This window comes from uncultured Sphingomonas sp. (assembly GCF_964244235.1).
GTDB lineage: Bacteria > Pseudomonadota > Alphaproteobacteria > Sphingomonadales > Sphingomonadaceae > Sphingomonas.
On record NZ_CAXTII010000002.1, the window covers coordinates 52402 to 64274 of the forward strand.

Below are 11873 nucleotides of genomic sequence, written 5' to 3' on the forward strand. Positions count from 1 at the left end.
GTCAGAGGTTCTGGTTGACATATTTGAGCATGTCGTCGGCGGCGGTGATCATCTTCGAATTTACCTCGTAGGCGCGTTGCGTTTCGATCATGTCGACGAGTTCCTCGACGACGTTGACGTTGGAAGCCTCGAGCGAGCCCTGGCGGATGTTGCCGCGGCCGTCCTGGCCGGCGATGCCCAGGTTCGCCGTACCGCTCGCCGCGGTCTCGGTCAGGTAATTGTCGCCGGTGTTCTGCAGGCCCGCGGCGTTGGGGAAGCTCGCGACCTGGATCTGGCCGAGCGTAGTCGTGTCGGTCTGGCCGGCGAGCAGCGCGGTCACGGTGCCGTCGGTGCCGATGGTGATCGACGTGGCGGTCGGCGGGACGGTGATGCCGGGCTGGACCTGATAGCCCTCGCTCGTCACCAGCAGGCCTTCCGCCGATCGCGAGAAATTGCCCGCGCGAGTATAGCCGAGCTGGCCGCCGGGCAGCTGCACCTGGAAATAGCCATTGCCGTCGAGCGCGAGGTCGAGACTGTTGCCGGTCTGCTGGAACGTCCCCTGCGTGTCGATCCGCGCGGTGCCCTGGATCTTGACGCCGGTGCCCAGGTTGAGGCCGGTCGCGTATTTGCTGTCCGACGAGCTCTGCGCGCCCGGCGACGTCACGACCTGATAGGCCAGCGTCTCGAAATTGGCGCGATCCGACTTGAACGCCGTGGTGTTCACGTTCGCGAGATTGTTCGAAATCACCCGCATGCGCATGTCCTGGGCATCGAGCCCGGTGCGCGCGATGTGCATGGCTGCACTGCTCATCTAATCTCTCCTCAGGAAGGGAGGCGCATCAGCGATGCACCGCCCTCGTCCATGTCCTTGGCGTTCTTCATCATGTTCGCTTCGACTTCGTAGGCGCGCTGGTTCTCGATCATGTCGACGAGCGCCTGCGTCATGTTGACGTTCGATCCCTCGACCGCGCCGCCCTGCACCTTGGCGTCCCGATCATCGGGCAGGACGCCGCCGCCGCGCACGCGCAGCAGATTGTCCAGGCCCTTGACCGTTTCCGACCCCTTGGTGCTGGCCAACTTGATCTTGTCGACGACCTGCGGGTTCTTCGCGTCGCCGCCGACGGGAATGATCGAGATCGACCCGTCCGGGGCGATGGTGAGCGACTGATAGGGCGGCAGCGTGATCGGGCCCGACGATCCCATCACCGGGAAGCCGTCGCCGGTCTGGAGCACGCCCGAGGCCGCGACCTCGAGATCGCCGCGCCGCGTATAGGCTTCGCTGCCGTCCGCCGCCTGCACCGCCATCCAGGTGTCGTTGCCGTTCATCGCGACGTCGAGCGGACGTCCGGTCGACTGGATCGCGCCGGGCGAACGGTCGGCGTCGGTCACCTCTTCGGATGTCGGCGACCGCGCCTCGATCGTGGTGCCGCCGCCCTTCAGCTGGATCTGGTCGAACACGACGCGGTCCGCCCGGAACCCCGTGGTCGACACGTTCGCCATGTTGTTCGCGATCGCAGCCTGCGCGGCCATCCGCGCTTTCAGCCCCGTCGCCGCCGTGTAGACCAGCTTGTCCATCTAAACCCCTTCCCGCGCCTCCGTTCGATTACTGGATGTTGAAGATCGTCTCGGAAATCTTGCTCTGCGTATCGAGCGCCTTGGCATTCGCCTGGAAATTGCGCTGGGCGGAGATCAGGCTGACGAGTTCCTCGGTGATATCGACGTTCGATCCTTCGAGCGAGCCCGACATCAGATTGCCGAAGCCGGCCGCGTTCGACTGACCGAGTTCCGCCGCGCCCGAGACGCCGGTCGACGTCCAGTAGCTGTCGCCGATCTGGCGAAGACCCGTCGGATCGACGAAATTCGCGAGCGCCACGACACCCAGCTTCTTGGTATCGCCGTTCGAGAAGCTGGCGGTGACCAGTCCGTTATTGTCGATCGTCACGCCCGACAGCTGTCCTGCCGCCTTGCCGTCCTGCGCGCGCGATGCGACCGCGAAGGCGGAAGACAGCGACGTCGAGCCGGTCAGGTCGAACGACAGATTTTGCGTCGTCGCACTGCCCTGCGGCACGAACGCATCGAACTGTGTCGGCGCGGTCGGGGCGACCAGGCCACCGGACGTGTTGAAATTCAGCTGGACCGGCGCGGTGCCGCCGCCGACGCTAAGCTGCTGGTCGCCGACATAGCTGTAGACCGACCAATTGCTCGACCCGTCCGCCGAATCCGCGCCACGGGCATAATAGTTGGTCATCGTCTCGGCATTGCCGCCTGCGTCGTAGATCGTCGTGGCGGTCGAGTTGTTGTACGTGGCGGGGTTCGTCCGGTCGAAGGTTGAAGCGACGGGTGTCGCTTTCGACGACAGGTTCGTCTTCAGTGCAACCGCAGTGGTGGGCACGGACGCGCCGCTATTCACCGGCAGCTGCAGGCTGGTCAGTCCGTCGGCACCGGTCGCGGTCACGTTGCCTTCGGTATCGACCGGGTAGGCCTGCAGGTTCGACCCTTGCGCGTCGGTGACATAATGGTTGGTGTCGACCTGGAAGCTGCCGTTGCGGGTATAGTCGATCGATCCGGCTGCACCGCTGGTCTTCACTGCGAAGAAGCCGTCGCCCGAGATCGCGAGATCCAGCGAGGACGCGGTCGTGGTGATGCTGCCTTCGGCGAATTGCTGCTTGTTCTCCTTCACCGCGACGCCCGAGCCGACCACGGTGCGCGGATTGGCGGCGAGGCTGGTCGCGACGATGTCGGAGAATTCGGTGCGGCTTTTCTTGAAGCCCGTGGTCGAGACGTTGGCCAGATTGTGGCTGATCGTCGACATGTCGGTCTGGGCGGCCTGAAGACCGGAAAGCGAGGTGTAGAAGGTCATGGGGGATACTCCTGGAAAAAGGGGGGGATCAGCCGACCGAAACGACGTCGGACAGCTTGACCTGACCGACGCCGGTCACGGTCAGCAGCGGATTGCCAGTGGCGGGAAGCGAGACGGATTCGACGGGTGCCCAGACCAGCGACGTGCTGCCGACCGTGGTCCCGTTGTTGCTGGCGGCGACGTTGACGATGAAGGGCCCGTTGCCCGCGGCGGTGCCGCCATCGGTGGTGCCGTCCCAATCGTAACTGGCGTTGCCTGCCTTCTGCGCGCCGAGCGACAGCGTCTTGAGCACGCTGCCGGTCTGGTCGGTGATCGTGACCTTCGCGTCGGTCGCGTCGCCGGCGAGCGACACCTGCCCCGCGATGCCGCCCGACGACCGCGCATAGGCGGTATTGCCCGCGGTCAGCACCGTCTTGCCGACATAGGACATCGCATCGGTCGCCGATGTCGCACCAAGCTTCGTCGCGATCGACGACAGCGTGGTGTTCATCTGGCTGATGCCGGCGACGCTCGAGAATTGCGCCATCTGCGCGACCATCTGCGTGTTGTCGACGGGGTTGAACGGATCCTGGTTCTGCAACTGCGCGGTCATCAGCTTCAGGAAGTCGGACTGGTTCAGCGTCGACGACGTCGATGCATTGGCCGCCGCGGCGGTCGCCGATGCGGTGCTTGGATTGGTGATGCCAAGACTGTTCAGCGTGGTGTCGAAAGTGCTCGTCGTCATGGTCAGCGGCCCATCTTGAGGGTGTCGAGGATGAGCGACTTCGCCGTGTTCATCACTTCGACGTTGTTCTGGTACGAACGCGCGGTCTCCATCATGTCGACGAGCTCGCGCGTCTCGTCGACCGCGGCCTCGAAGACGTTGCCGTCCTTGTCCGCCAGCGGGTTGCTCGGGTCGTAGCGCTTGGCCGGTGGCTCGCCCGCGGTCACGACCTTCTCGACATCCACCGTCGCGAGGCTGGACGCCTGGTCGAAGCTGGTGCGAAACACCGGCTTCATCGTCTTGTAGGCCGCTTCCGCGGAGCCGGCGACGCCGCCCGCATTGGCGAGGTTCGACGCGGTCGTGTTCATCCGCACCAACTGCGCGGACATCGCGCGGCCGGCGACCTGGAAAATGGTCAGGGGTGCAGACATCGGTCTATTCCCCCTTCAACGCGCGAGTGATCTCGCTGATGCGGCTGTTCAGGAAGGACAGCGTGGTCTGATATTGCACCGCGTTTTCGGCGAAGGCGGTCTGTTCCTGGCCCAGTTCGACGGTGTTCCCGTCCATCGACGTCTGCGTCGGCGTGCGGTATTTCACCGACTGCTGGAACGCATCGTCGCCCGACCCCGAATCCTGCTGGCTTTGTACCGCGGCCAGCGTGGTCTGGAAATCGACGTCCTTCGCCTTGAACCCAGGCGTGGACGCGTTCGCGATGTTCGACGCGAGCAACCCCATACGCTGCGCCCGCACCTCGAGCGCTGCACCGTCGATACCGAAAAGCGTGTCCCCCGACATGGGCGATCTCCTGCACGTCACTGTGCACGCGAATGGCTAAGCAATGGCCGTGCCAGTTTCGCTGGCGGTGCGAATAGCGACGGATCGAGCGGTGGGGACGGCAAAGCCTTGCCGGTCGGCGGCAAGCATTGCCGGTTTTGACTTCATCCTTCCTGTCGTCACCCGGACTTGTTCCGGGGGGAAAGAGGAGTTAGCGTCTCGGCCCGAACTGGCCCGCCCCTTGCAACGCAGTCCGGGTATGACGCTCGCATCCTTCTTCGACCCTATCGCGCTGGCGATCGTGCTCGGCGGTACGACATTGGCAGTGCTGCTGCGTAGCCCGCTGCACGATACGGCGCGCGCGGTCGCCGCGCTCGCCACGCTGGGGCGCAAGCGGTTCGATGCGACGCCGATGATCGCCCAGGTCGCCGCGCTTGGCCGGATCGCGCGCCGTCATGGCATTTTCTCGCTCGATCGGACGGTGATCGCCGATCCCGATCTCGCCGCGGCGATCGCCGGCATCGTCGACGGTGCCGATGCGGAGACGACAACCGCGCTTGTCGTTCATCTGCGCCGCGCGCGGATCGAACGCCATGCCGCCGCCGCCGATATATGGGCCGGAGCGGCCGAGGCGGCACCGGCGATGGGCATGGTCGGCACGCTGGCCGGGCTGGCGCGGATGTTCGCGAAGATGACCGACCCCGCCGCCATCGGCGGCGCGATGGCGGTGGCGTTGCTGGCGACGCTGTACGGGGCGCTGCTCGCCAATCTGGTCGCGATGCCGATCGCCAATCGCCTGCGGATCGCCGCTCGTGCCGAGGCGTTCGAACGCGCCCGGATCGAGGCACCGCTGGCCGCGCTTGCTGCGCGCGAGCAGACCGGCGTGACGCTGGCGAGCGTCGCATGACCGATGAACTCCCCCTGCCCCCCGCGGCCCGGCCGTTATGGCTCGTCACGCTGGCGGACCTGGCACTGCTGCTCGTCGGGTTTCTCGTGCTGGTCAACGCCAGCCAGCGGATCGACCGCCATGCGCTCGCCCGCGGGTTTCGCCAGGGGTTCGACACCGTGGAGGCACCACCGCGTCCCGCGCCCCCACCAATGCCCGTCGCCGCCGCCGCCAGCCCCGATTTCGCACCCGGCACCGCGACGCTGTCCGACGCGCCGACCATGTTGATCGACTGGGCACGCGGCGCGACCCGCGACCCGCGCGTCCTGCTGACCATCACCGGATCGGTCGACGGCAGCGCCGGCGATATCGATGCCGCGACCGGCAGCGGCGCCATCCTGGCGGCCGACCGCGCACGGACGGTCGCTGCGGCGCTGATCGCGGCGCATGTCGTCGCGCCCGGTCGCCTCGCCATCGCGACTGCCATGCATACCGGCCGACGCGACGCCGTCGCCACCCTCGCCTTTGCCGGCGAAACCCGATGAGGCCGAACCCGATGAGAAACGCCATGATCCGCCACATCGCCTCGATCGCACTGCTTGCTCCCGCCGCCGCGACGGCCACGCCGTTTCAGGACACGATCGCGCTCGACCGCGCCGTCGCCGGCTTTACCGGTCAGGCGACGGGGAGGGAGGGCGGCGCACGCACCCCGGTCGATCCACGGCTGCGGCTGGCGAATTGTTCGATGATCGCGATGTCCTGGCGGACGAACAATCACGATGCGGTCGTCGTGTCGTGTTCGTCGCCCAACTGGCGGATCTTCGTTCCCGTCGCGATGCCCGCCACGCCGCCGCCCGTCGCCATCGGCGCGGCGATCCCCGCGGTGCGCGCGGAACCCGTCATCAAGCGCGGCGATCCGGTGATGATCGAAGCGGAGTCCAATGGCTTTTCGATCAGCCGCGAAGGCGTTGCGATGGGCGATGCCCCCCCGGGCGGCCGCTTCATGGTCAAGATCGACGACACGCGAAACCCGGTCCAGGCGGTCGCGGTCGCCAGCGGTCGCGCCACCCTGCCGGGCTGGACTCAATAAAATGCTAAAGCGCGGTACGGAACGGCCGTTTGATCCCCTGTCAGCGACAACCGGAAGGTGCGGACATGGTCGATCCAATTGGCGTGAAAACAGTGACGATGGCGGATGCCGCCGCGCCGCGCGCTGCAACGGCGGTCCCGAATCCGGTCACGCCGTCCACGCCGGCGGCCACATCGGCGAGCACATCCGACACCGCACAGACCGAGGCGAATGCTTTGGCCCAGTCGATGGCCGCTGGAGCGCCGGTCGATCCGAACCGAGTCGCCGAGATCCGCCACGCCATCGCCAACGGCACCTTTCCCATCCTGCCAGCGACCATCGCCGACCGGCTGCTGGCGCTCCGGATGGAATGGAATTCCAATGACAAGGCGTGACGCCCTGATCGACGTGATCGATGCGCTGCATGCCGAGATCGCTGCGTTGAAAACCAACGACGTCGCATCGCTGGAACGCGCGACGACGACGAAACTGGCCGCGATCGAAACCGTCGCTGCGCTCGGTCAGGGCCCCGCCGGCCCCGAACTGCGCGAGCTGGCCGAAGAGGCCAACCGGTTGAACGAGACCTGCCGCATCTACGTCAACCTGATGGCGGCAAATGTCCGCCGCCGCCTGCAAATGCTGACCGGCGACCATGCCGGCAACTACCGGCCGGGAATCGCCGCGGCCTACGCCTAGAAAGTACCGCGACCTAAGCCGCCGCCGGGACACCGAATTGAAAGACTGGCACGGTAATTGCTGTGGAACCCTCGAACAGGGAATTTCCGGCGAACGATGACCGTCAATCCGATCAGCACCAATCGAATCCAATGGGCCATCGCGCAGGCGAGCAGCCGTACGGGGATCGATTTCGATTACCTGCTCGGCCAGGCGAAGCTGGAAAGCGGACTGAACGCCAATGCGAAGGCCGGCACCTCCAGCGCGTCGGGGCTGTACCAATTCATCGACTCCAGCTGGCTGTCGATCGTCAAGAAACACGGAAGCGACGCAGGCCTCGGCTGGGCGGCGAACGCGATCCAGCCGGGTGCCAACGGCAAGCTGACCGTCGCGGACGGCGCGACCCGGTCCGCGATCCTGGCGCTGCGCAACGATCCGCAGGTCGCGTCGCTGATGGCGGCGGAGCATGCCGCGGACAACAAGACCGCGCTGGAGAGCACGCTTGGCCGTGCGGCGACGGGCACCGATCTGTACATGGCACATTTCCTCGGACTCGGCGGCGCGACCAAATTCCTGAGCGCGATGCAGGCCAATCCGGCTGCGAGTGCGGCATCGCTGTTTCCGGCGGCGGCCGCGGCGAATTCTGGCATCTTCTACAACGCGAACGGCGGGACGCGTTCGCTGTCCGACATCTATCAGCATTTCGGCGACAAGCTGGGCTCGGGTGCCGGCAATATGCTGGCTGCTGCGACCGGTGCAGGCGCATCCTCGTCCGCGACGGCATTGATGGCGCAGGCGCTGTCGATGGGCACATCCACCGTCGTGACCGGCAATGGCGAAAGCGCGTCCGACGCCATCGCCTGGGCGCAGTCGACGATGGGCCATCTCGGCGGCAATGCCGGCAACGCCGGGCGCGCGGCGGCAAGCGTCTTCCGCCCGACCCCCGACACCGCGCGGCTGGCGTATCTGATGCTCGCGCGGATGGGTGGTTGATCGCATGAACCGCATCCTGCCCAATCTGCGAAGCGCCGCGCTGCCGCTCGCGATCCTGCTGCTCGTCGTTCTGATGGTCGTGCCGATCCCGGCGGCGATGCTCGACGTGTTCTTCGTCACGAACATCGCGATCAGCCTCGCGGTGCTGATGGTCGCGCTGAATGCACAGAAACCGCTCGATTTCTCCGCCTTCCCGACCGTGCTGCTGTTCGCGACGTTGTTCCGGCTGGGCCTCAACGTCGCCTCGACGCGCGTCGTGCTGGTCCACGGACACGAGGGCGAAGGCGCGGCGGGGCATGTGATCGAGGCGTTCGGCAGCTTCCTGATCGGCGGCGACTATGTCGTCGGGCTGTTCGTCTTCTCGATCCTCGTCATCATCAACCTGATCGTGGTCACCAAGGGCGCAGGCCGCGTGTCCGAAGTGTCGGCGCGCTTCACGCTCGACGCGCTCCCCGGCAAGCAGATGGCGATCGACGCCGATCTCAACGCCGGCCTCATCACCCCCGACGAAGCCAAGCAGCGCCGGATCGACACCGCGACCGAGGCCGAATTCTACGGATCGATGGACGGTTCGTCCAAGTTCGTGAAGGGCGACGCGGTCGCGGGACTGCTGATCCTCGGCGCGAACATCGTCGGCGGCCTGATCCTCGGCCCCGTCAGCCACGGCATGACGATCGGCGCGGCCGCGCATAATTACGTGCTGCTGGCGATCGGCGACGCGCTCGTGGCGCAGCTGCCGTCGCTCATGCTGTCGATCGCCGCCGCCGCGATCGTGACCCGCGTCACCTCCAAGCATGATCTGGCGGGCCAGATCGGCAGCCAGTTCGGATCGGCGCGGACCTGGACGCCGGTCGCGGTAATCCTGGGGCTGCTCGGGCTGATGCCGGGTATGCCGCATATGGTCATCCTGACCGCCGCGGCCATCGCGGGCTTCTCCGCCTGGAAGCTGCGCCAGATTGCGCGCCGCCCGGCCGTCGTGCCCATCGTCACGCCCGAACCCATCGACCAGTCCAAGATCGGCTGGGACGAAGTGACCGACGCGATGCAGGTCAATCTCGACATCGGCTACGGCCTGGTGCCTTTGGTCGACGAACGCCGCGGCGCGCCGCTGATGGGCCGGATCACTGGCGTGCGCCGACAGCTGAGCAAGGAACTGGGCTTCGTCGTGCCGCAATGCCGGGTCCGCGACGACATCAACCTGGCACCCTATACCTACCGCATCCTGGTGAACGGCGTGTGCGTCGGCGAGGATCAGGTGACACCCGACGAGATGCTGGCGCTCGACACCGGCCAGGCATTCGGCCCGCTGACCGGCAAGAAGGCCAAGGATCCGACCTTCGGGCTGGAGGCGACGTGGATCGCGCCGGGCGACGCGGATGCCGCGACCGGCGCGGGCTATCTCGTCGTCGATCCGGGCACCGTCGTCGCGACGCATCTGAACCATGTGCTCGGCACGCATTCCGCCGACCTGCTCGGCCCCGACGAGGTGCAGAGCCTGCTCGACGGGCTGAAGGAACGCGCGGGTCAACTCGTCGCCTCGCTGTGCCCGGCCCCGCTGCCGCTGACCACACTGACGCAGGTGCTGCGCGGGCTGCTGGCGGAGAATGTGCCGCTGAAGGAATTCCGCCGGATCGCAGGGGCCATCGCCGTCGTCGCGCAGAAGACGCAGGACGCGGATGAGATCATCGAGGCGATCCGCCCCGACCTCGGCCCGCTGATCATCCAGAAACTGTGCGGGGTGCGCGAACCGCTGCGGGTCATGACACTGGAGGGGCAGCTCGAGGGGCTGCTCGGGCAGGCGATCCGGTCGGACGCGTCGCGGCGCAACGTCATCGAACCCGATCTCGGCCGCCGCATCGTCGAGGCGTTGCAGCGCGCCGCGCAGCCGCTGATCGACGAGGCCAAACCCTTCGCGCTGGTCGTCCAGCCCGCGATCCGCATCGCGATCCGCAAGCTGGTGCGCACCTGCCTGCCCGACACCCCCGTCCTCAGCTTTTTCGAAGTGCCCGAGGAAAAGGCGGTCGAGGTCGTCGCGGTCATTGGCGCCCCCGGCCAGCCGGCGCAGGTCGGCGGCATGCAGGCGCTGGCGGCATGAGCGCGGAACCGATGGCAAGCGCTTTCCAGGGCGGCCAACCGGCGCAAGCCGGGCTCATACCGGCGCCGCTGACCTATGGTCCGCGACCATCGATCCGCGATGCGAACCGCATGGTCCGCGACCATCTGCCGCTGGTCCGCCGGATCGCGTGGCATGTCCACGGATCGATGTCGTCGATCGTCGAGGTCGAGGATCTGGTCCAGGTCGGGCTTGTCGCGCTGGTCGAGGCGGTCGCCGCGTTCGAGGACCGCGGCCAGGTGACGTTCCGCCAATATCTCGCGACCCGCCTGCGCGGATCGATGATCGACGAACTGCGCCGCCAGGCGACCACGACGCGCGGCGCGATGCGTCGCCGCCGCGTCTATAACGATGCCGTCTCCGCGCTGACCGCGCAGCGCGGCCAAGCCCCCGGAGAAGCCATGATCGCCGAGCATCTGGGCGTCAGCATCGACAAGCTGCGCGCCGATTACGCGACCGCCGAAGCGCTGCGCTTCGAACCGATCGACGAGCTGTACGCCGACGACCTGCCCTGGTTCGCCGACGATACCCCCGACGCGTTCGAGCAGCTGGCGGAGAGCGACCTGCGCGACGCGCTGATCGCCGCGATCAGTGCGCTGCCGGAGCGGGAGGCGCAGGTGGTGCAGCTTTATTATGTCGAGGAACTGAACCTCGAGGAGATCGGCCAGGTCCTGGGCGTCGGCGCGGCGCGCGTCTGCCAGATCAAGGCGGCCGCGCATGGCCGGCTGAAAAAGGCGCTCGCCCGGAAGATTTGACGTGCGCGGCGGCGCCTGCGATCTGCCGGCGATTGCAGAAAACGCATTCGGAAGTGGACGAAGTGGACGCCACGTCCGCGCCGAAATCACCTCCGCACGAGCGATTGCATTGACAGCAAGCAAGCGCGCGCACCGGGACCGAGATCTTCCGCATGGCGGCGGGGGTCGCACGAAAAATCCAACATTGCGATGGCTGGAGGAAGAGGTGTCGTCTGCGTCTGAATTTCAAATCCGGCCACGCGTATGGTCGTGACCAGTTTGGCGTTCAGTTCATCGTCGCGAGCTTCGCGCGAGCGGCGTCGGCCAAAAACCTCGACCGATTGGCGGCGATCCGATCGATGCGTGCCAGCAATCCCTCGTCGATGGAAACCTGTACCCTGACCGCCCGGCCGGGACGTTCGCCACGAACCAGGATGCGGGCGACCTCATCTACTTCGGTATCGCGTTCGATCGCATCGAACGAGGTCGGATCGGGGATGGGATCGCCATAATCGGCCATCACGGCCAAATGGCCGCTAAGGGCCTCCTCTGCGCCTAGCGCCGCCTGTTGCAGATCAACGCCCGCCGAGGTGCAGCCGGGGAGATCCGGAAAGAAGACGCTGAAACTGCTTCCGGCGCGTTCGATAATCGCAGGATAGTGAACGGTGGCCATGACGCAGGGTCCTTCGAAGGAAGAGTGTCGGCGGTACGATCGTTCTATCGAAGCCGAACGCCGCTTTGTCGTTCGATGCTCCGGAGCGTTCCGATCGCGATTTCGGATTTCGGGTGCCGCACGGTTACCGTCCCCGGCAAGGTCTGGTGACGAAAATGCTTGTGCGAACCGTTCTGGCGGACCTCCACCCAGCCCGCCTTGGCGATCCGCTTGATGACCTCCCCACTTCGCACCGACCCCCTACACAACTTATACACAACGATAGCGTGTAGCAAGCCGATGTGCGTATTCTCCGCCCCGCCAAGCCTCCGAAACGCCAGAAACCCCGGCGACCGAAGTCGCCGGGGTTTCTGCCCGGCCCGCGAACGGACCGGGATCGCTCGGCGCCGACACCCTTGGGGGGGCGGTGCCAGC

At 66.4% G+C, this 11873-nt stretch carries 16 protein-coding genes; 8 read left to right on the forward strand and 8 right to left on the reverse strand.

Features of this window, described 5'->3' with window-relative positions:
• Position 1: 1 nt before the first annotated feature.
• Genes flgG through flgB form a run of 6 tightly spaced genes read right to left on the reverse strand, consistent with a single transcriptional unit; the run spans position 2 to position 4337 of the window.
• Positions 2-790: a flagellar basal-body rod protein FlgG gene (flgG, locus tag ACFE7D_RS00770; protein ID WP_375393521.1), complete on the reverse strand. Its 789-nt coding sequence runs from the start codon at positions 788-790 to the stop codon at positions 2-4.
• An 11-nt stretch (positions 791-801) separates the two neighbouring features.
• Positions 802-1554: a flagellar basal body rod protein FlgF gene (locus ACFE7D_RS00775; RefSeq protein ID WP_375393522.1), complete on the reverse strand. Its 753-nt coding sequence runs from the start codon at positions 1552-1554 to the stop codon at positions 802-804.
• Positions 1555-1582: 28 nt separating this feature from the next.
• Positions 1583-2839 carry a flagellar hook protein FlgE gene (locus ACFE7D_RS00780; RefSeq protein ID WP_375393523.1) on the reverse strand — a complete coding sequence of 419 codons (1257 nt, stop codon included), beginning with the start codon at positions 2837-2839 and terminating at the stop codon, positions 1583-1585.
• Positions 2840-2867: 28 nt separating this feature from the next.
• Positions 2868-3563 (reverse strand): flagellar hook assembly protein FlgD, encoded by a 696-nt coding sequence (locus ACFE7D_RS00785; RefSeq protein WP_375393524.1) that lies wholly within the window; start codon positions 3561-3563, stop codon positions 2868-2870.
• Between the two features lie 2 nt (positions 3564-3565).
• Complete coding sequence (flgC, locus tag ACFE7D_RS00790; RefSeq protein ID WP_375393525.1) at positions 3566-3973, reverse strand: flagellar basal body rod protein FlgC; 408 nt, start codon at positions 3971-3973, stop codon at positions 3566-3568.
• A 4-nt stretch (positions 3974-3977) separates the two neighbouring features.
• Positions 3978-4337, reverse strand: coding sequence for a flagellar basal body rod protein FlgB (gene flgB / locus ACFE7D_RS00795; RefSeq protein WP_375393526.1), 360 nt, complete (start codon positions 4335-4337; stop codon positions 3978-3980).
• Positions 4338-4575: 238 nt separating this feature from the next.
• Between flgB and ACFE7D_RS00800 the strand changes: the two genes are divergently transcribed.
• The 8 genes from ACFE7D_RS00800 to ACFE7D_RS00835 all read left to right on the forward strand — a co-directional run bounded on the left by ACFE7D_RS00800 (position 4576) and on the right by ACFE7D_RS00835 (position 10807).
• Complete coding sequence (locus ACFE7D_RS00800; RefSeq protein WP_375393527.1) at positions 4576-5223, forward strand: MotA/TolQ/ExbB proton channel family protein; 648 nt, start codon at positions 4576-4578, stop codon at positions 5221-5223.
• A complete protein-coding gene (locus tag ACFE7D_RS00805; protein WP_375393528.1) occupies positions 5220-5747 on the forward strand; it encodes a flagellar motor protein MotB in 528 nt (175 codons plus the stop codon). The genes ACFE7D_RS00800 and ACFE7D_RS00805 overlap by 4 nt, the downstream gene beginning before the upstream one ends.
• Positions 5748-5770: 23 nt before the next feature.
• On the forward strand, positions 5771-6292 hold the full coding sequence (locus ACFE7D_RS00810; RefSeq protein ID WP_375393529.1) for a flagella basal body P-ring formation protein FlgA: 522 nt from the start codon (positions 5771-5773) through the stop codon (positions 6290-6292).
• A gap of 98 nt (positions 6293-6390) precedes the next feature.
• Positions 6391-6666: a flagellar biosynthesis anti-sigma factor FlgM gene (gene flgM, locus ACFE7D_RS00815; protein ID WP_375393530.1), complete on the forward strand. Its 276-nt coding sequence runs from the start codon at positions 6391-6393 to the stop codon at positions 6664-6666.
• Complete coding sequence (locus tag ACFE7D_RS00820; protein ID WP_375393531.1) at positions 6653-6967, forward strand: flagellar protein FlgN; 315 nt, start codon at positions 6653-6655, stop codon at positions 6965-6967. The genes flgM and ACFE7D_RS00820 overlap by 14 nt, the downstream gene beginning before the upstream one ends.
• 96 nt (positions 6968-7063) lie before the next feature.
• Positions 7064-7939 (forward strand): lytic transglycosylase domain-containing protein, encoded by an 876-nt coding sequence (locus ACFE7D_RS00825; RefSeq protein WP_375393532.1) that lies wholly within the window; start codon positions 7064-7066, stop codon positions 7937-7939.
• A gap of 4 nt (positions 7940-7943) precedes the next feature.
• Positions 7944-10034 carry a flagellar biosynthesis protein FlhA gene (gene flhA / locus ACFE7D_RS00830; RefSeq protein ID WP_375393533.1) on the forward strand — a complete coding sequence of 697 codons (2091 nt, stop codon included), beginning with the start codon at positions 7944-7946 and terminating at the stop codon, positions 10032-10034.
• A complete protein-coding gene (locus tag ACFE7D_RS00835) occupies positions 10031-10807 on the forward strand; it encodes a sigma-70 family RNA polymerase sigma factor (RefSeq protein WP_375393534.1) in 777 nt (258 codons plus the stop codon). Before flhA ends, ACFE7D_RS00835 begins: the two co-directional genes overlap by 4 nt.
• 265 nt (positions 10808-11072) lie before the next feature.
• On the opposite strand, the gene ACFE7D_RS00840 is transcribed toward ACFE7D_RS00835, so the two are convergent.
• On the reverse strand, positions 11073-11459 hold the full coding sequence (locus ACFE7D_RS00840; RefSeq protein WP_375393535.1) for a type II toxin-antitoxin system HicB family antitoxin: 387 nt from the start codon (positions 11457-11459) through the stop codon (positions 11073-11075).
• A 44-nt stretch (positions 11460-11503) separates the two neighbouring features.
• Positions 11504-11716 (reverse strand): type II toxin-antitoxin system HicA family toxin, encoded by a 213-nt coding sequence (locus tag ACFE7D_RS00845; RefSeq protein ID WP_375393536.1) that lies wholly within the window; start codon positions 11714-11716, stop codon positions 11504-11506.
• Positions 11717-11873: the final 157 nt, after the last annotated feature.